16 protein-coding genes and 1 other RNA gene are annotated in these 20,042 nt (G+C 42.7%); 2 read left to right on the forward strand and 15 right to left on the reverse strand.

Going from position 1 to position 20,042, the window contains the following annotated elements; genetic code table 11:
• Positions 1 to 110 precede the first annotated feature (110 nt).
• Genes NO989_RS02625 through NO989_RS02650 form a run of 6 tightly spaced genes read right to left on the reverse strand, consistent with a single transcriptional unit; the run spans position 111 to position 5,054 of the window.
• Positions 111 to 1,376, reverse strand: coding sequence for a hypothetical protein (locus NO989_RS02625; RefSeq protein WP_371342003.1), 1,266 nt, complete (start codon positions 1,374 to 1,376; stop codon positions 111 to 113).
• Between the two features lie 2 nt (positions 1,377 to 1,378).
• Positions 1,379 to 1,990, reverse strand: coding sequence for an energy transducer TonB (locus tag NO989_RS02630; protein WP_014948704.1), 612 nt, complete (start codon positions 1,988 to 1,990; stop codon positions 1,379 to 1,381).
• A gap of 1 nt (position 1,991) precedes the next feature.
• Complete coding sequence (locus tag NO989_RS02635) at positions 1,992 to 2,390, reverse strand: biopolymer transporter ExbD (protein ID WP_012517737.1); 399 nt, start codon at positions 2,388 to 2,390, stop codon at positions 1,992 to 1,994.
• A gap of 11 nt (positions 2,391 to 2,401) precedes the next feature.
• Positions 2,402 to 2,926, reverse strand: coding sequence for a MotA/TolQ/ExbB proton channel family protein (locus tag NO989_RS02640; RefSeq protein ID WP_012517736.1), 525 nt, complete (start codon positions 2,924 to 2,926; stop codon positions 2,402 to 2,404).
• A 1-nt stretch (position 2,927) separates the two neighbouring features.
• Entirely contained in the window at positions 2,928 to 4,286 is a 1,359-nt protein-coding gene (locus NO989_RS02645; protein ID WP_014975938.1) for a MotA/TolQ/ExbB proton channel family protein, read from the reverse strand.
• Between the two features lie 6 nt (positions 4,287 to 4,292).
• Positions 4,293 to 5,054: a DUF3450 domain-containing protein gene (locus NO989_RS02650; RefSeq protein ID WP_014948702.1), complete on the reverse strand. Its 762-nt coding sequence runs from the start codon at positions 5,052 to 5,054 to the stop codon at positions 4,293 to 4,295.
• Positions 5,055 to 5,514: 460 nt separating this feature from the next.
• Here NO989_RS02650 and NO989_RS02655 point away from each other — a divergent pair, with 460 nt between their 5' ends.
• The gene (locus NO989_RS02655; protein WP_014975937.1) at positions 5,515 to 6,072 is read left to right on the forward strand and encodes a 2OG-Fe(II) oxygenase; all 558 of its coding nucleotides are present in this window, start codon (positions 5,515 to 5,517) and stop codon (positions 6,070 to 6,072) included.
• Positions 6,073 to 6,078: 6 nt separating this feature from the next.
• Here NO989_RS02655 and NO989_RS02660 read toward each other — a convergent pair whose 3' ends face one another.
• The 8 genes from NO989_RS02660 to NO989_RS02695 form a co-directional block, all read right to left on the reverse strand.
• Positions 6,079 to 7,863, reverse strand: a complete 1,785-nt coding sequence (locus NO989_RS02660) for a putative 2OG-Fe(II) oxygenase (RefSeq protein ID WP_371342004.1) — start codon at positions 7,861 to 7,863, stop codon at positions 6,079 to 6,081.
• 7 nt (positions 7,864 to 7,870) lie between these two features.
• Positions 7,871 to 8,884, reverse strand: a complete 1,014-nt coding sequence (locus tag NO989_RS02665; RefSeq protein ID WP_039226425.1) for an aspartyl/asparaginyl beta-hydroxylase domain-containing protein — start codon at positions 8,882 to 8,884, stop codon at positions 7,871 to 7,873.
• A gap of 1 nt (position 8,885) precedes the next feature.
• Positions 8,886 to 9,143 (reverse strand): hypothetical protein, encoded by a 258-nt coding sequence (locus NO989_RS02670; RefSeq protein ID WP_239299860.1) that lies wholly within the window; start codon positions 9,141 to 9,143, stop codon positions 8,886 to 8,888.
• A gap of 17 nt (positions 9,144 to 9,160) precedes the next feature.
• Entirely contained in the window at positions 9,161 to 10,300 is a 1,140-nt protein-coding gene (locus NO989_RS02675; RefSeq protein WP_239299862.1) for a 2OG-Fe(II) oxygenase, read from the reverse strand.
• Between the two features lie 69 nt (positions 10,301 to 10,369).
• Positions 10,370 to 13,207 (reverse strand): TonB-dependent receptor, encoded by a 2,838-nt coding sequence (locus NO989_RS02680; protein WP_371342005.1) that lies wholly within the window; start codon positions 13,205 to 13,207, stop codon positions 10,370 to 10,372.
• Between the two features lie 337 nt (positions 13,208 to 13,544).
• Positions 13,545 to 15,023, reverse strand: a complete 1,479-nt coding sequence (locus NO989_RS02685; protein WP_371342006.1) for a sulfotransferase — start codon at positions 15,021 to 15,023, stop codon at positions 13,545 to 13,547.
• Between the two features lie 43 nt (positions 15,024 to 15,066).
• Positions 15,067 to 18,015 carry a TonB-dependent receptor domain-containing protein gene (locus tag NO989_RS02690; RefSeq protein ID WP_371342007.1) on the reverse strand — a complete coding sequence of 983 codons (2,949 nt, stop codon included), beginning with the start codon at positions 18,013 to 18,015 and terminating at the stop codon, positions 15,067 to 15,069.
• Between the two features lie 291 nt (positions 18,016 to 18,306).
• On the reverse strand, positions 18,307 to 19,395 hold the full coding sequence (locus NO989_RS02695) for a tryptophan 2,3-dioxygenase family protein (protein ID WP_371342008.1): 1,089 nt from the start codon (positions 19,393 to 19,395) through the stop codon (positions 18,307 to 18,309).
• A 236-nt stretch (positions 19,396 to 19,631) separates the two neighbouring features.
• On the opposite strand from NO989_RS02695, the gene NO989_RS02700 reads away from it, so the two are divergent.
• Positions 19,632 to 19,913 (forward strand): late competence development ComFB family protein, encoded by a 282-nt coding sequence (locus tag NO989_RS02700; RefSeq protein ID WP_014948691.1) that lies wholly within the window; start codon positions 19,632 to 19,634, stop codon positions 19,911 to 19,913.
• 15 nt (positions 19,914 to 19,928) lie between these two features.
• Here NO989_RS02700 and ffs read toward each other — a convergent pair.
• Positions 19,929 to 20,025: signal recognition particle sRNA small type (gene ffs / locus NO989_RS02705), an RNA gene on the reverse strand.
• Positions 20,026 to 20,042 lie beyond the last annotated feature (17 nt).

The raw sequence follows: 20,042 nt of genomic DNA on the forward strand, positions 1-20,042 counted from the left end.
AACACTCCGAATTTCACTATGCCTATTAGATCAAAGCCCCAGACTTTCGTCTAGGGCTTTTTCAACAGTCTGAGCCTCCCAAAGGGAGGCTTTTTTGCTAAAACCACATATTAGATACTAATACCGCGGTTCTTCGCTTTTTCCTTGATATAAGGTTCCCACGCTGCAGCGTTGCGGCGTAGAGAGCGATCTTTCTTAGCTTCTTGTACGTGCTTGTAAGCAGACTTGAAGTTACCTGCGTAGAAGTTCGCTTCCATTAACGTGAAGTGAATCTTCTCAGGGTCTTCAGCACCACGCTCTAGAGCATTCTCTAGTGCTTTAATAGCGCCTTTGTAGTCTTCCGCTACAAGTAAAAGTGTACCTTGCTTACGATAATGCTCAGGGTCTGAACTCTTAGCAGCAGCTTGTGCATACAAGTCGGCAGCTGTTTTGAAGTTCTTTGCCTGGTGATAAGCATTAGCTACGTTTGCTAACATATCGGCATCATTTTTTAGCAAGCCTTCTTTCACGTGCTTTTCAAGCAACTTGGCCGCCTTGTAAGGCATACCGTTACTTTGATAAAGCTGAGCAAGCGTCTTTATTTCTGACTCTTTCTCTAGATAGCCCTGCATATAAGCAAGTTCTAGCGTTGAAAGACCTTTCTTATAGTCTTCAACTAAGATGTAGAAAAAGCCAAGACGTGACCACCACGTTTTTTCCTGAGGGAAAGTTCTAACAAGATCTTCTGCCACAGCAACCGTTTCAGGGTACATCTTACGCTCGTAGAAAGAAGTTAGCTTTAATACATACGGGTTTTTGTTTGGCTCTTCATACAAAGCAATCGCTTTGTCTGCTGGCTCAACCATCTTCGCTAGTTGCTTAGATTCAAAGTAAGCCTGTGCCAAACGCGTATATACGTCTGCATCTTCTTTACACGTGAAGTCCATCCACTTGTTATACCATTTAATGGCATCAGTGTACTTCTCTTCCTGCATGCTCAAATCACCTAGTAATTTAAGTGTTTGAGAGTGTTCAAGGTCGTTTAGAACTTTTGGTTCAACTGATTCAACCAAATACCCTAAAGCTTTACCACCTTGACCTTCTTGCGCAGCAAGTAAGTTACCAATAAAACGCTTTACGTAAGCTCTATCGAAATCGTCAGATGCGTCGATTTCGTAAAGTACGTTTAATGCTTCATTAACTTGGTCTTCATTGTAGAACTCAAAAGCTTTCTGAACTTTTTTACCGGTACGCTCACCTACAAGCGTTGTTTTTCCTTTCTCATATCCAGGACAAACAACAGGTGCTGACTGCGCTAGGGCAGCGGGTGCTGAAAGCACCGCACCTGCGCCTAGCACTAAAGCAACGGCTGACATTTTGAATGTACGTTTCATCATGATCATTGCTCCAGTTTAAAGTCTAGCTGTACGAACATGCCAGGTTGTTTAACTGGCTTGCCATCAACGATCTTAGGCTTGTATTTCCACTTACGTAGAGCACGACGTGCTTCACGGTCGAATACGCGCTTAGGTTCAGCTTCAATAACTTCGATATCTTCAACACCACCAACTTCGTTGATAGTGAAAGACAGTCTTACCCAACCTTCACGGCCGTCACGGGCTGCATCAGGTGGATATTTCGGGTCGATACGAACGATAGGTGTTGCTTCACCATCACGCTGCATTGCACCAACACCACCGATGTTTACACCAACACCACCTGTGTCGATAGCTGGAATAGCTAAGCTAAAGCCATCTGCATCAGGTTCCGCTGTTTCCGGCTCTACTTGCTCCATTTTAGGAGGCTGTGGAGGCGGAGGTGGCGGTGGTGGTGGAACACGAGTACGCGTTTGCGTCTGGTCGTCTGGTTCCTGCATTACAATATCGATAACCGGTGCAGGCGGTACTTCGTCTGCTGGTCTAGATGAATTTTCAATCAACTTGGCCATTAGAACGAAAAGGGCAAATGCAACACCAGCACCTAAAAGTATAGATACAATTATACGTAACATCTTATCCCCTTGCCGCTACCGAGACTCGGTTAACGCCAGCGGCTTTAACCTGATCCATAATCTCAACTACTAAACCATGCTTCGCTTTTACGTCAGCTTGAATGATTACGTAGTCAGTAGGCTGCTCGGTAAGCAGTCTTTCAATATTCGCTCTTACGCTGTCCGGCGCAACTTCACGCTTATCTAGCCATACATTTCCGTCTTCAGTTACGGCGATGAAAATGTTTGCATTTTTGTGAAGAATCGCCTGGCTCGCATCTGGCTTGTTGACTTCGATCCCTGCTTCTTTAACGAAAACAGTGGTAACGATAAAGAAGATCAGCATGATAAACACGATATCCAACATGGGCGTCATGTCGATCTGTGCATCTTCTTCCTCGGTTCTGACTTTTCGAGCCATAATCTCTCTCTCTAATGATGTGGCAGGCTATCAACTAGCCCTTCTCTTGCCAGCTTCACTTTCGCTTCAAGACGTGAACTGATGAACAGTCCAGATAGCGCGGCTACCATTCCCGCCATTGTCGGGATCGTTGCCATAGAGATACCAGCTGCCATTAGACGAGCGTTGCTGGTGCCCTGTGTTGCCATTGTCTCGAAAACACTGATCATACCGGTTACTGTTCCAAGTAGACCGATTAGTGGACACATTGCAATAATGGTTCTGATAATCAGCATTCTAGCGTTAAGATCGTCTGACGCTTGAGAAATCCACGCGTCACGGATTCTATGCGCATACCATGATGTGGTATCTGCTCGGGCATCCCAATTCGCGATGATGTTTTTCTTCACCTTTGGGAAGACCGAGGTTAAATACCAGTAACGCTCAATCATTAAAACCCACATGAGAAAGAGCGCGGCAGCAACGAAGTATAGTACGTCACCGCCGGTAGCGATAAAGTCCCTGACCGATTCGAATAATCCAATCAGGTAATTCATATTACGCTTTCTCCGACTCTGAGTGAGCAGCTACGATACCCGCAGTTTGCTCATCAAGAATGTGGATGATTGACTTGCTACGAGAAGCTACGATGCTGTGAGTAAGGATTAGAGGCAGAGCCGCGATAATACCTTGAGCAGTAGTTACAAGAGCCATAGAGATACTTCCTGCCATCATACGTGGGTCACCTGTACCGAATAGTGTGATGGTTTGGAATGTCTCGATCATACCTAGTACTGTACCTAGTAGACCTAGTAGAGGAGCAATCGCTGCGAAGATCTTGATAACGTTGATGCCGCTTTCAATTTTTGGAAGCTCGCGAAGAATCGCTTCATCAAGTTTAAGCTCAAGGTTTTCTGCATCAGCAGTCTTGTTCTCTTGGTAAACTTTAAGGATACGACCTAGTGGGTTACCTTCTGAAGGATTGTTTACGTTCTTAAGCTGTGAACGCATTTTTCCACCAGTGATCGTTAGTGTGATCATTTTGTAGATACCAATTAGTAGGCCAATCGCAAGCATAATTGTGATTGTGTAACCAACTGGACCACCAGCATGATAACGCTCAGACATTGTCGCTTTTTGCTTCAATAGACCAAGGATTGCACCTTGAGAAGGGTCAGCAAAGAAAGGAACAAAACCAGAACTAGCGCCGATTAGTTCGTCAGCAGAAGCTACAAAGTGACCATCTGGTTGACGACCAAGAGGCTGAACAACTTCAGCTTCAGCGTCATACGCTAGGTAACCAGCTTCACCAACAAGGTTGAAAGTACCAACACGAACAACTTCTTGCTGTGAAGAACCGCCGTCAAGGTTAACAACTTCTGTAGTGAACTTAACTACTTCACCGCCTTCAGTCATTTCTTTCTGAAGAGCAAACCATAGGTCTTCAAGTTCTTTAATGTTTGGAAGACCTTTAGAGTCTTCTGACATTTCAGCAAGGAACTGACCACGGCCAGGGAATTGTGCACTTACGATTGATGTAGAGATACGGCCGTAAGCTTCAGAAGATGCTTGACGTACCACACCGAACATTTCACCAAGTGTACCTGTAGCTTGGTCTAGCTCAGCAGCTTTCTCGTTTAATGTAACTTCGTTGTCTGAGAATTGCTTCTGTAGACGGTCACCACGAGCTTGTTCAGCTTTAAGATCTGCTTGTGCTTTGCGAAGAAGTGCTTGCTTGTCAGCACGTGCTGATTGGAACTCAGCTTCGCGTTGCTTATCTAGGCGAGCTTCAGAAACGCGGTTCTGTTGAACCTGGTCTAGAAGGTCTTTCAGGCTCTTTGCTTCCTGAGCCTGCGCTCCGGTTGCTGCAACTGCAACTGTCGCAGCGGCTAAAAGAGATTTGAATACTGGTTTCATTAACAATTACTCCGCTGCGCTAATTGGTAGTTTAATCAGATCCGCAGGAATGACGTTGTTAGCCATTTTAACTGCGTCAACAACTGAAGACAGGTACTCGTCACCCAGTTTTTCCCATGCGCGGCTTTCGTTGTTCCATACCCATGCGTGAGTTTGGTCTAGAGAAAGTGCAACTAGCGCCGTACGACCTAGGTTAAAGAAGTCAACAGTAACTTCTGTGCCTGCGTCGTCGATAGTACCTTGGTAAGAGTTGATCTTAGTACCGTATTCAACTTCTACTAGGTAAGCTTCTAGTACCTGACGGAACTGTTCTGAAACAGTTACGTTAGAGTTAGCCATAAGGTCGCGAAGACGCTCAACACGCTGTAGACGCTCGTCTAAGTGAATTGGACGGTCTAGCTTGATGAACTGCTCTAGGCTGTCGATCATGCGGAACATAAGAGGAACGATGCCCTGCTTAGTTTGTTCGATGCTGTCGATCTGACGTTGTAATGAATCGATACCGCGTTGCTGGTCTGCAACTAGGCTTGCGATGTAATCGTTGTAGATTTTAAGGTTTTCTGTCTCATCTACTGTTTGACGATACTCAACAAGTAGTTCTTGAGACTGTTCAAACAACGTATTGATTTTTTCTTGAGATTTCGCTGCAGCCGCGTGGATTTTCGCTTCTTCTTTATGAAGATCTTCAAGCGTATCTGCAGAGACTGCGCTACCTGTTAGTGCGAATGCACCCATAACAGTAGAAGCAATAAGAGTTCTCTTGCTCATTTTGGACATAGTTCCCAACCAAATTTCTTATTTGAATCCTCGCCGATAGGAAAATATTCGGGCAAGGGGCGTATAAAACTTTCACAATTTTGTTTCAGGAATGTAGCGCCGACGTCAATTGTCAGTACTACGAACGTATTATACTCACATGGAATGTTACGTTTAGTCAAGTAACACACTGTTTACACCTAGTAGATTTCATTCCGTCTGCCTAATTTGTGTTCATTAGCAGTGCAGATTTCATTCCAAAATAATGACATCAAACAAGAATGGAGCATCACTGACACCTTAATCGATTAACTAATAATCAATTACCAAGTTTATTTAACAATTTATCAGCGCGCATTTCTGGCTACTCGCAGAAATTAGATATGATTTTTAACCTAGATGTTACTTGCTATTAAAAGAAGGGCTAATCATATAAACTTCATGAAAAATCCAAAATACAGACGAGTATGCAATGACATTCACGCCAACTCACCACATTACGATTGAGAACAAACCCCTGTGGATCTTCGACGACCTTTGTACTCAGGCAGAAGCGGAAAGCTTATTCAAAGGTTTACAAGTAAGCGCGTTCAAGCGAGACGAAATTGCTAGACCTGATACACAAGAATATCGGCATTGGGCAGTGAATCTAACATCTGAGCAAATTAGAACCCTCCCCGTATACCACAGAGCGATTGAGGCCATTCGCGGTATTACAAAACAAGATTTTAGTGCTTATAGAGGATATGTGAATCACGCATCGTATGGAGATATGCTTTTTACGCACACAGATTGTGCACCTGATGCGAATGAGTTCACTGTTTTGGTTTATATTGCACCTGAATGGGACATTGAGTGGGGAGGAGAAACGTTGTTCTATGACAACAACGACGATTGCTTATTCGCGTGCACACCAAAACCTGCTCGTGTTGCAATTTTCCATGGTGCGATCAAACACGTCGGCAGACCGCCCAATAGAATTTGTTACACGCCCCGCTACACCCTGGCGTTTAAGCTAGAAAAAGTGTAACTACGTTTAGTTTTCGTTTGGAATAATATCGAAGGCAACGGTTAATCTTTGTTCATCAGTGGTAAAGGCGTTAGTGCCATGCCACATATATGAAGGAAACAGAACGACCGTTCCCCCTTCGGGTTTGACTGCATAATCCCCTTCAAATCGTTGATTCGCAATATCAGCCCTACCAAACATCAACCAGCCTTGCCCATCCGTATTAACGGCTTTAGGCACATCCACATAGTAAACGCCGCTTAACCATCCTTCTGGATGGTAGTGAGACTTATGAAAGCCTCCATTTCTTAATCTTACTGACCAAGAACCGATATATTTAAGCTTATCGCTTAACCGTGATAAAAACGGATGGGTTTTGTCTGCACACTGTTGCGCGGTAAATAGTTTTGCCTGCGCTAAAATGTTTTCCGACAATTCTTTAATGATAGGTGAGGATGTGACGAATAAATCTTCATATGTTTGCGTCCCATTCTTCAATGATTGTCCAATAGGATGCCGTTGATTCTGATGTTTTTCTACAAGGGCAGTTTTTAGTTTTTCATTGAAATTAGCAGTATCAACTGGACTAGATTTAATAGCGTTAACGTAAACAAGCTTGTCATAGTCGCACAACCATTTATAACGGTTTTCTTGTTCGGCCATAGACCAACATGTAGATAACATTGTCCACCAACCTTGGTTTAGTGGTTCTATTTTTATCAATTGGTTGAAGCAGTTGAGTGCTTCTTTTGCGCGCCCCAAACAAAGCAGCGAATAGCCCTTCTCACTTAATAGCGCCACTTTATTTGACTGTATTTTGGCATTTTCTATTTCAACAATAGAAGCCTCATACTCACCTAGTTCTCTGAGCACTCTGGCCCTCAATGGCGCAATTTCGTGAGTCTTAATCGCTTCTGTAGTAAGTAAGTCTAATTGCTCTTTTGCCGCATGATATTCGTCTGCTTGTATTAGCAACTGAATAAAACGAAACCTGAAGCTATCGTCTTCAGGTTGTCGTTTGATATATGACTCAATATGAACAAATGGCGCATCAACTCCCTCTTCCCATAGAAACTTGGCCAGCTCCTCCTGAAGCTCCCAATCAGATGGTGCAACTTTCAATGCTTTCAGATACACCATTTCCGCGCGCTCTCTTTGATTTGATAGCGCGAGTACTGCTGCATAATTTCTTAAAATAGTAGGGTTAGCATTAGTTTTAGAAAGCGCTAATTCAAAATGCTTTAATGCTTGTTCATAGTCTTCAATTTTGCGATACAAATTGGCGATATTGTTCAAAGCAACAATATTTTCTGGACTAATAGCTAAGACATCTTTTAAGACGATTATGGCTTCATTAAAGTCTGATTGCTTCGAAAAAATGTCTGCCAAAATTAGCTTCGTTTGCACGTGATTCGGCACTAACGTTAGAACTTTTTCTGCTGCTATACGCGCTTGCTTTAACGCATTTTTTTCAATTAGTGCACGTGCCAAATTATAGTGTAAATCAACATTATTAGGCGCTGATTCACTCGCCTTTTGAAAGATCGATACTGCCAGGTCAATTCGCCGAGTGGATAGGTATAAATTACCTAAAGCATTTGATAATTCGGGGTGATTTTTAAATTTCTTCAGCCCTTTTACTAAATATTTCTCAGCTTCTTTCACTCGCTGAACTTGGCGAAGCGAGCCACAGAATAGTTGAATAAATACAGGGTCTTTTTGCAACAGAAATAACTGCTTCTCAATAAATTGGATAATCTGCTGATATTGTTTTTGGTTATAAGCTGAGACGAGCTGTTGTACTATATTCATACTATTATTATTTTCTTCGTAACTGTGCATCTAAGTTAGCTAACTTACCTACCCCATTGTTCCAGACAGCAAATTTTGTCATAAACTTTGCCAATCCTTCCTTTTCTAACGAAGATAAGTCTGGATGCCATATATCAAAAATAAGCACAATTCTTACTTCATCGCTCTCATTTTTTGCGGAATGTAGAAAGCTATCATCGAAGATCATCGCGGATTGTTCATTTTCCCACTTGAATATTTCGTCTCCCGCTTTCAACGATGCATGTTTTGTGACTTTTAAAGGTATATGCACAGTAAGCTTACAATTTGAAATTCCGTAATGCGGAGGGATGTATGCCCCAGGCTCTAGCACAGAAACAAACATTTCAGGTGCATGAGGTGGACAATGCGCCAATGGTGCCCTTTCCAATACTTCACGGAGCGGTTCACTTAACGATTTAAACACTTCACTGTGTTCCCCACCTTTTATTAGATGGGTAGAGAGCCATTCATCTCTTAGCTTGTTCCACTCTTCCAAATTCGGTAGATTTTCAAACTCTTCAACATATTTGCTTTTTGATACTTTGCCTATATCCAACAACTCATCTTTAAAAGGCTGCAATCTCTGTATCCAACTCTTTAATCCTTCACATTCCTGAATATCGTAAAACGGTTTACTGGTAAGCTCAGGAATATAAATGAAATTAGGTCGTTGAAGCGGGTTTGAAAAAGAAGGTTGTGCAAGACCAAACAAAACTTTGACCATTTCACCTAATCGCGGAGATATATCTTTAACAAACTGCAGTTCGTTGAAACCTGCTCTTCGCGCTAGATTTGCGGCGTTAGCAATATGTGTAGCTTTAACACGTGAAGGCTGGCTACCTTCGATATTGAAGTCTAGGGGAGAAGATTCGTACCACTCTAAATAAAGCGCTGTAGCGAGATCAAAATTCTGTTGTTTAAGGGCTTGTTCAATTTGCTTTGTCATTTTAATAAGTAGCGTTAGAAACGAGAAGGCTACTTTATAGTAGCCTTCGTTCACATTACAAGCCTGAGCCTGAAGTTTCAGTCCCTCTTTGCATACGAGTCCAGCTTTCGCGTGCGGCCTCTTCCATCATTTCCCTTTCTTCTGCTGTATAGCAAACTCGGCGCATCATATTTGAACCGACTTTTCGCTCCATCTTACACACCATACCGTCGTCTTCGTTACTTGCCACATCGCTTGATGAAGAGTTTGATGTTGAATTACATCCAGAGATTGCGAATGCTGTCACTAGACTTACTAGGATAAATTTTTTCATTTTGCTTCCTTGAACATTTATTTACAATTACTTCCGAAAACTAACGTACCATATTCGGTGCGATTTGACCTCACCCATTTTGTAAGCATCCATTTCTCGTTTGTGAAGACAGGTTGGCCACAATGATAACTCTGTTTTTCTAAGGCCAAATTTTTATCAACGTTAAGAAAACTCACTAGTTTTCCCTTTTCTGGAAAGATCGTTATCCCTAATTTGGGAAAGTGAGTAGCGCCCTCACTCAATGAATTCAAGTATGCCAGTATCGTATGGGTACGCTGGCCTCCCTCTTCAATAATACTGGTTTGCTTTAGTTGAGTATCAGTAAACCCATCATAATGCGGTTTGTATTCTTGGCCATCTTTGTACCTCAGTAAATTTAGTGGTTCACCATGCTGAGGTTTTGTATCAGACATACGGCTCATCTTCACTTCTACTTCGCGACTTATCCAATCTACCCATTGATTAGTGATAATAGCGACCTCACTCGTGCGAATATCATCTTTCATGGGATTACCATTCAATGGATTTAGAACCATAGATGGCTGAAGTAAACTTTTGTATCGAAGAAGCATGTAGTCACATTCAATATCTGACAGTACGCCGCTCATTTCACAAACGATACCGTTGCTATCAACAGCAGTTTTAGTTTTATTTAGTAGCGAGGTTTGCTTTTCAAGTACCGTGGTGATGGTTGTATCTTCACATAAAGACGTAGAAACATCGGCGTAATTAGGGTCTCCCATGAACAATTGACGATAAATGTTGGGATTATGGCGACCTAATGTACCCTTCAATTGAGCGTAAACCGATGTGTTTTGCTCAGTCCAACTAAGTAATACAATTAAGGACTCTGCATGCCCTGCTGAAGCAAGCCTGACGAGCTCACTCACCAGCTCATAATTCATTTCTTTAAATAGATAAAACCGTGAAATGAGTAAACAGTGAAACCTTACAGTAGGTTTTGAGTTGTCTGGTAATGCGCTCAGATAGTCGATAGCTGCTTTGGGGCTATTTGGTGCGATGTGATAAGCGTAGTCTAATGCGGCATACAAATGTCCTGACTGACCAGCAATGCGTAAACAATCATAAGCTTGACTGTATTCGTTCCTTTGAAAATGCAAATCTGCTTTTGTCAGGAGTTGTTCAATGCTCTTCACAATATTCTCCTACAAAAAAGGCCTCTTACGAGGCCTTTAAATTTTTGAAAATCTTATGCAATCATTGAATTAGAATTCAAGATTTACACGACCGTAGAAGAATCTTCCAGGGATTTCATACATTGATGGGTCGAAGCTATTCGCAAAAGTAGTGTAAGAAACTTCTGGGTCAGTATCCCAAAGGTTGTTAACACCAAGCGTTAGACGAAGGTTATCAGTAACTGCATAACCAACAGACACATCGTGGTAAGCCATATCTTCAAGCTCGTTAAAGCTATCTTTAACTAGGTTACCGTCATCATCAAATGTAGTCTCACCTGGATCGCTACATAGTGTATCTTCTAGGTAGTTACCATTCTCATCCGTATCGTCACCGAACGAACAAGCTTCTGTGGTGTGACCAATGAAGCGTACTAGGTAGTTTGCGGTCCAATCTTCATATGCCCAAGTAACAGACAGGTTAGTACGAAGACGTGGAATTACGTCACGGTCAAAAGCGCGACCTGCGTCATTCTCTGTAATTGACTCACCAGTTACAGGGTCAACAATGATAGTAGTACGCTCATCTACATAAGTACCATCCCAGTTAAGACGGAAGTCACCAAATTCAGTTTCGAAGTTATACGCAACGTTATAGTCGAAACCAGATGTTGTTTGACCACCAAGGTTAACAAGACCGTTGAATAGCTCAGTTACTACACCACCAGAGTTACGTTCGATTAGTGAACAGAATTGCGTACCAGTCTCAGCACACGCATCTAGGATACTTTGCGCGCCAACAGTTGATACTGCGTTGTCAACTTCGATATCAAATACGTCAAACGTAATTGATAAACCTTCAACTTGTGCTGGAGAGTACACTAAACCGTATGTAAAGCTCTCTGCTTCTTCAGGCTGTAGGTCAGCGTTACCGCCAACGGTCGTTCTGATTTGAGGGTTAGGCTGCTCGTAAGCTGACGGGATACCCGCACAACCTGGTGCGCTTGGGTTTCCTGCTTCACCGCCGTTACAAGGGTCTTGAAGTGTAACGAAGCTATCGCTGTTACCCAAGAATAGCTCTGATAGTGAAGGAGCACGGAACGCTTCAGACCATGTACCACGAACGATTAAGTCTTCGTTTACACGCCACTTAAGACCAACTTTAGAGTTTGTTGTATCACCAAAGTTGCTGTAGTCAGAGTAACGAGTCGCTAGTTCAAGGTCTAGTTGCTCTACGCCAGGCATATCTGAAAGTAGAGGAACAGCTAGCTCTAGATAGAATTCTTCAACACTAAATGAACCTGAAGTTGGCTGACGAGAGTTACCAGAAGTAATACCCGCTGCAATTAATGCGTCAGGCTGATCGTAACCAGACTGCCAGCGCTTTTCATAACCTGTAGCAAAAGCAAGGTAACCCGCAGGTAGCTCCATGATTTCACCAGAAAGGTTAGCAGTGTAGCTCTCTAGAGAAGAATTCAATGCATCTTGTGCAGTAAATTGAATGTAATCAAGCTGTTCTTGGGTGATTGTACCTTCCCCGATTGCAGTCGCGCCACCAAAGAAATTCAGAGGTACACATCCATCATCAGAATTGTTACAAGCGTCAACATCGCCTAGCGCCAATGCAACACGGTCCATGTTAAGCAAACCGTCAGTCAACGTATTTTGTGTAATATCTGCGTAAGTGTAAGTCGCGTCCCAGAAGAACTCCTTATCACCTAGTTCGATAACCCCTTCAAAACCACCGTTAAACTGGAATTGATCTACGTTCTGAGCGAACTGACGATAACCAGCTTCAAGCATACGACGACCAGCGAAGAATAGACTGTTAGGCTCACCGAAACCGGCTGCGTCAGTCAAGTCTAAGCCCGTTGGGTTAAAAGGGTTGTTTGCCGCAATAGTGATACCGGTAGTACCTGCTGCGTTACCCACGAATAAAGGTGTAGGCGCTAGGAGCTGAGACGAACGACGGTTACCGTAAAAACCTGTGACGTTTACAGTAAGGTTATCAGTCAGTTCATAACGACCCTGAGAATAAATATTGGTGCGTTCTTGAGGCGTTGAAAGGTAGTTAAGTGGCGCGAAGTTGAAAGCGCTGCTTCCGGTCCACGGGATTAGACCACCGTTGCCATCATTTTGAACGTTGAAAGAAGTGCCTTCGTCATCGAAGTACCAGAAACGGCCATTAGGTGTACCTGATGAACCGCCGTAACCAGTAGGTGCACCGAATACGGGAACCGCTGAAATTTCACGATCACCCGCGAATGTTGGCTCTTCTTCTACATAAGAAATATTAAAGTAAACGTTACCTTTGTCGTTAGAGGTACCGAAACCGATATCCCACTGTTCTTTGTTACCATCGCCTTCATCGTACTGACCCATGTAGCCAGACGCGTGAACGCCTTCAAAATCTTGACGAGTGATGATGTTTACAACACCAGCTACCGCGTCAGAGCCATATACAGCAGACGCACCATCTTTAAGTACTTCGATACGCTCGATAATTGCTGCTGGGATGTTGTTAAGGTCAACTGAACCGGTAAGACCTGGAGCCCAACGTTTACCGTTAACTAGAACAAGAGTACGGTTTGAACCGATACCACGAATGTTGATTGTAGTTGTACCATTACCACCGTTGTTGTTGTTGGTGTTAATAGCAGAACCTGCAGAAGGGATAGCCTGAAGAACGTCACCGATGGACGTTACACCAAATCGCTCAATGTCGATTCGAGACATTACTGTAACTGGGTTTGCACCTTCGATGTCTGTACGACGGATACGTGAACCTGTTACTTCGATTTTTTCTACTGCTTCCGCTGCTTGTTCGGTTTCCTGTGCGTTAACTGCACCAGTGAAGCCGATAGATGATGCAGCACCGAATGCGCACGCTAACTTCACTGATTTAGCCAGCTTAGAGTTTGTAAACATGTATTGTCTCCCTGGACCACTAAAACTCTTAGTGTGTGTTTCTTAAATCGTTTATATAACGAATTATTATTAGTAAGGTCAAAGCCTCACTTTGATAATAACCACATCCTGTGCGAAGGGTCAACTGGGATCAGACGGGTGTTTCACAAAAGTTCAATTTTTTTTTGTCTTTTAACTCTAATCTGTAAATATTAACTTACATTTTACATATACCTTACAAGCCTAAGCTTTTTTAGCTCACTTTTCATACACTTCAAACCAAGACTAAAGTTTAATGAACTCATCTATGCGGCGAACAGCAAAATCGATGACGGCCGCTTACAGTTCAGATACTCTTCTAATGAATTTCTGAATATGTTTTTTCGAACTTGGGGGGGATGTTTTTAGAGTGGGCATGGTCGCTGCTTATCGGCTGTCGAGCCTGATACATACTTGCAGTTCTTACTGCTGTTGTAATAACTCTTCCTGCTTCATATGGAGGTAAAGATAGCAACTCAGTCTCACGAGTAGCGCCTTGCTTTTCGTAAACCCTATTAATTACTTGTTTTATTGTTTCCTGTGGCTGGTCTTGCAAGGTTTCTAGCTGTATTACTATTGGTGCTACCTCTTTAGAATTAGCCAAAATTTTCGCTAATCTAGACTCATTATCAATAAAACTTTTTATTTTTCTAATATCCCAAGACCAATGTAAACTATTACTAAATTGCGTCTTGAATATTGACCATGCGTTATCAATTTCATTTCTTTTGGTGACAACAAAGATTGCTTTATTAAAAACGTGCTTGATAGCATAAGCATATCGCAAGTTACTTAAGCTTTTGTCAACGATCAGGGCATTTGATACCCCATATTCGCTACAAATCTTAAAATACTCGTCAGCTATCATACTGCATTTTTCTTCATCTAAAAGAGCGAGTGTTTTTAGGCGCTCTAGAGCATTTTTAGTTTTTAATACGTTATCTACTGCCATCGGAAAGGCATCTATTTCCCCCACACTCTGCGCTTCTGTATTTTGAATGATGACTTGTTCTACAAGCGTTGTTCCAGTTCGAGGAATTCCTAAAATAAAAATTAGAGAGCTTTTCGTTGAAACGCTTTCGTCTGTGAAGCTAGAAGGCTTAACCTCTGCGCACTTAACATTCTCGTTTCTCCAATCCTCAATTAATGAGTAATCAAATGACTTATCCTTTGGTGAGATCGCTCGCATGGTTTCTGCGCACTTTTCAAAATATTGGTAAGCGGTATCCACTTCGGAGGTTTTTAGGTAGGTATTCCCTAAGGCGTTGTAAAAGCATGCTTTGGACACTGATAAAGGGGCCTTGTCCATGCTAGATAGTAAGGTATCTAGTTCCTTCTGTAGCTCTTTTGCTTCCTCTGTATCAGACATCGTTGATAATAAGTGGAGTGTTTCCCCTGACGTTGGGACTGTTCTTAAGACTTCTCTAAGCGACTGCTTTGCTTGAGTGAAGTAACCCAGTTGATAAGCGAGTACTCCTTTTAAGTGTAATAGCACTACAGACGACACTCTGTTGCCGATAGACTGCAGGTATTCGTATGCCAACTCGGTTTTTCCTAAATCAGAGAGCATTCCCAAAGCTTGCGCTACCATTTGATCACTTTGGCTTTGTTCAAGCGCTTTTTCGATACAGCGCTTAGCTAGTCTATAACTGCCAAACGATTTTGCTATTTGCCCTACTCCAACCCATCTTTCTTGTAAAGGTGCTTGTAAGTTGATTAAGTCGCTAACTATCGCCTCAACCTGTGACTTATTGACTGATTTTGAGGCTGAAACTAACTTTTGCAATAGATGATTCATAGTAAAAAAGAAGCCCAGCACTATGCTGGGCTTTCGACCTTGTTTAGAAATTTACTTCTACACTGAAGCGCACGTAACGTGGCGTTTGGAAAGATGTAGGCAACCCGTAACTTGGGTTGTATTCTCCAAGGAATATTCCTTCATCACTTTGTCCAGCATAACGCTCGTTTATTTCGTTAAGCTGAGTAGCATCATCATTGTTGAATAGGTTAAAGATGTCAGCACGAAGTGCTACGTCCGCTTGCTCTAGCTCAATAAGGTATTTTGCACTCAAATCCAAAGTCCAAGTACTAGGCGTACGACCTTCAGAGCCACGAGAAACTAACTCACCATCTTTCACAAATGACTCCGCATCATAGTAGCTTGCAAAAAGATCAGTTGGGTGATAACCAAAAGAGTTAAGTGGTCTACCTGATGTCCAACGGAAGTTTGCTCCCAGTGTAAAGTTCTCAAAGAGCTGGTAAGCACCTGTTAGTTTAACAGCATGACGGCGGTCATTCGGTAAATTACCATATGCGCCATCAAGAAGGCCTGGTTGGTCAAAGTTTGTTGTTAAACCAGAATCTGTTTGGTCATTATCAGAACGAACAGCACCTTCAGTGTTACCCCAACTATGGCTCCACGTATAGGTGAAGCTCATCATCCAAATATCATCCCACGCTCGGTCAACAGTCAAATCAACCGCGGCATACTGACGTTCAGCTTCAGGGTAACCCAACATATCAGCAGGAATAGTGTATGTTCCGTATGGTACATCACCATCTCCATCTGGATCTGTGGTAATTTTTACATCGTTGCCTGGGTTTGTTAAAACATAATAATGGAAGCCAGAACATAGTGTACACGATGAACCAAACTCTTGTTGAATGTAGTCGTCGAAGCCTGCATCGATAGCAATATCTTCCAGAGAGCTTTTCAGGTCGCGGTAAGTTCCTTTGATACCGAAGCTCCAAGATTCGTTAATGACTTGCTCATAACCCAGAATATATTCATCTTGATACATAGGGTCGAGGTCGGCATTGACTGTTTCTGTCGTTCCTTTAAGCGTACCGTCACTGTATACCGTCAAACTGCCAGTAGCCTCGCCTAATACAGGCGTGAAATCATCATTTATTGACTCAACATCAAAATACTGGCGTGTATAGAGTTCATCACCCGCCAGACGAATGTTTGTATTCGTCGCAACTGGAAGATAGTAGCGGCCGTAGTTTGCAAATACTTTGCTCTCACCGTCACCTTTTACATCCCAGCTCAAGCCCAAACGTGGTGCCCACTGATCGCTTACATCAACAAATTTTTCACCGGCTTTGTTAAAGTTTTCGAAGGTTTCATTACGAAGACCAATTCTTGCAGTAATGTTGTCTGTCACTGTCCAAGTATCTTCAACATAATAAGCGAAGCTCTTGGTCTCAAAGTCGCCCTGGTTTACATAAAACTCTTGGCGAACTTGGCAGTCTGCATTACTCGGCTCATCTAGATTATCGCCACAGTTTTCATATCGGTATGCAACGCCACCTGCGCGAGAAGTATTTTCATAAGCCTCAAGGTCCTCATTATCGATACCAATTTTGAGGACATGGTCTGCATTAACGTACCACTCTACGTCAAAACGAATAGCCGTACGTTTATCTTCTTGAACTGAAGGCGTCGTTAAGCCGTAAGCACCATACTCTATGTTGGTAAATCTGTCGTAAATAACCGGAGCATCACCTAGCGGATTGGCGCCATTGTTCAGATTGCTGTAGCTCGTTTTGTTAACCGAGTATTGGGCACTCACGGTAAGGTCATCGGTAATGATGCCTGTATATTGAGCTCCCCAAGTCGTGCCGCCACGCTCCAGCGTATATTCACCTAACGACGATCCCACATTGTCGCTATCTGGGCTATATAGGAACTTTTCAGATTCTAGCTCTTCAGTATTATCCCATGCCGTAAATTCTAATATGTGCTCGGGCGTAATGTACCAATCAAGCTTTGCACTGAGTAACGTGTCGTTACCTTCGCGGTCGTAGATCGTTGTAGTCTCTGCGTAATCACGCTGACGTACTTTTTGATTTACTAAGCCGAAGAAAAAGAGTTTGTCTTCAATAAGCGCGCCAGAAGCCCACAGGTTGACGTTTGTCTCACCTGTTTCGTCTTCTTTGTTAACAACGTAATAGGCTGTTCCAGCCTCTTCTGCATCTTCTTGAGTTCTGTAGAATACGTCGGGCTGGTGAGCTCTAAGGGCTGCTGGCTCGTAATATGCGCTGGCTCCCCATTTGAATTCATTGCTACCGCTCTTGGTTCGTGCGTTAATAACACCACCTGTTGAACGCCCGAACTCGGCTGAGTAACCACCTGTTTTTACTTCGAAAGATTCGTACATTTCAAATGGAAGCTCTGAGCCCCCCAATCCGTTACGGAAGTTTGTAACGTTAATACCGTTCACATAGTAAACGTTTTCGCCAACTGAAGAACCGCCAAACGAAGCATAGTTACCGAAGTCGGAATCACCAGAAACGGTACCCGGAGCAAGTAGCGCTACTGAAGAAATATCGCGAGGTACTGGAACTTTAGATATAAACTCTTGGTCAACATATAGCTGTGACTCACTCGAAGTCACATCGATATTGGAAATTGAAGTTCCACGCACAGAGATTCTTTCGATATCACCCGCTTCGAGAGCGACATCCAAGTTTGTTTTACCTGAAGGCCTTACGCTGAATTGTTTTTCTTGCGCAACAGAGAAGCCATCTTTTTTAGCGGTTAAGCTATAATTGCCAGGTGGAAGAAGAGGAAAGGTATATCTACCGTCACTGTCTGTAACAATAGTTCTGGTTAACCCTGTTTCCAGATTTACAATAGTAACTTCTACTCCAGCAAGAGCTTGTTCTGTACTAGCTGATACTGATGTGCCAGTAATTGTACCTTTGGACTCTTGCGCAAATACGGGCGCAGAGAGGCCCATCGACGCGGCAACAGCCACCGCCGTAAGCGTTTTATTAAACGTCATTGTTTTTCCCTGGTTTTCATTTCTTATTAAAGTTTTTCTCTGTTTAGGTTTTTTAAAAACACCTTAAAACAGAATTAAACTAATGTTTTTATTAGGATTTTTTAAAATTATCCTTTTGTATAATTGACATATTGGCAGGATGAAAATCAAGTACTCTTCGATAGGATGCGGTTAGCTGCACCATAAACGTGCAGCTAACTTACTGATTTTGTTGTTTACGTTTAAATTTCATGCAGAGAAAAATGCGACGAATAACAGTAAGAAAAAACGCATAAAAGCTTACTTTTCAAACTATTGGAGATAAAACCCCAGTCGTCTTCTTACAGTTTCAGGCAATTCTGGCAATGCACTTTTGGGAAGTAAGAAGGTTGCCATGTTAAAAAAGTCTAAATAGATACGATTAGACTCAGTGGTCTTCTTGAGGTAATGATGTCCTGACGATCCACCAGTGCCAATTTTAGTGCCCAGCATGCGCTGAACCATCATTGCGTGACGATAGCGCCATATAGTGAGTTGCTCGTCTATCTCTGTGAGTGCGGTAATAAGCTGGAACGGCAGATTAAAGATAGGCTCTTCAGAGTACTGCTTTATAAATAATGCAGAAAGCAATGCTTTATGACTCAAGCGGAACTTGCCCTCGCCTCTTAACTTTTCAAACTGCGTATCATCAAACAACGCATCAAAGTTCTCCATCGTTGCTTGTAAGTCTTTTAGCTCTTGTCGCCGCTCTGTATCAGATAGCATGTCACTAGTTGAAATTGTATGATGATCGTCTTCCAACATTTCGTCTGCCGAATCTTTATAATATTGCCAAAAATCGAAACCTTCCGTTTTTAGAAGCGGCATTCTTGAAAGCCATTTGTCGACCAGCTCAAACAAACTGGGTTTGCTTTCAAGGGTTTCCAATAACGCTCTATCTTTATCAGTCAGACGGTTGTAGAAGCTTTGCTTATCAAAGTCGATTCTGAAATCACGCTTTAGGCCTAGTGATATTTCTAAACGCTTGAACTGTATACTTTGGAAGCCCGACGCAGGCACCAAGTAGTCCCTAAACGACAAAAACTGCTGTGGCGTCATGGTTTCCATGATAGCAATTTGATCGTTCATTAACTTTTGAATTTGTATGACTCGCTGTAAGCGATGCACCACTAGCGTTAGCTGCTGATCTTTAACTGTTTCTTGATTAAACGTATCAATTACTGCATTTAATTCATGAAGAACCTGCTTGAACCAAAGCTCATAAACTTGGTGAACAATAATGAACAGCATTTCTTCGTGCGCCGCGTCACCGTACTTCTCACTCTGTAATTCCTGCGCCCCCAAAATCTTATCAAGCTGCAGGTAATCGCCGTAGTAGCAGGGCTCTATATTTTTTTTCATGTCGTTCTTGCCTTATTGCTTTGTTTAACTTCGTAATTCTATCACCGTCGACTCGACATCCACAGAATACAAGCTATACATTATAAGGATATATAGCCAAGGTTCGTGTTGTGCCATTTAGCTTGTATAAAAATGTGTCCAATTAATTGGACAAGTGCTGTATTTTCCGCACAACATATTTGCATACCACAGCACTTTTACGCAGGGCGCTAACAACAATTATAAGGGGAATGAACATGAAACTAGATGACGACATCCATAACTATTATGAACACCTGGTTTTAGAAAGAATCAGTAAGCTGGGGCTCGATACCACGAAAAGTCCTGATTACTTAGCAGACTTGTGCTGTCTTGCCTTAAATCAGGTTCCACCACGTTATATCCGCTACGAAGTAGACATGGCGTTTTACCTGCCTCAGAGCGAACGAAATCAAATGGAAATGAATGTTGAGCATGCTATCAGCAAAGCGCTCAAGTACTTAGATGAAATAGAAAAGACTAAAAAAGAAGACGAATAAGGAATTTGGGTGGCGGGCCTCCAGCCACATCCCGGCACATGAGTCGTCTGCTGCGGCTGCTCCCTTCCAGGCCTGACCGGGTTCACAGAGTATCATTGCGGGAGGACCAAAAGCCCACCATAGAAAATC

Source organism: Alteromonas sp. DY56-G5, assembly GCF_041414725.1.
Classification (GTDB): domain Bacteria; phylum Pseudomonadota; class Gammaproteobacteria; order Enterobacterales; family Alteromonadaceae; genus Alteromonas; species Alteromonas macleodii.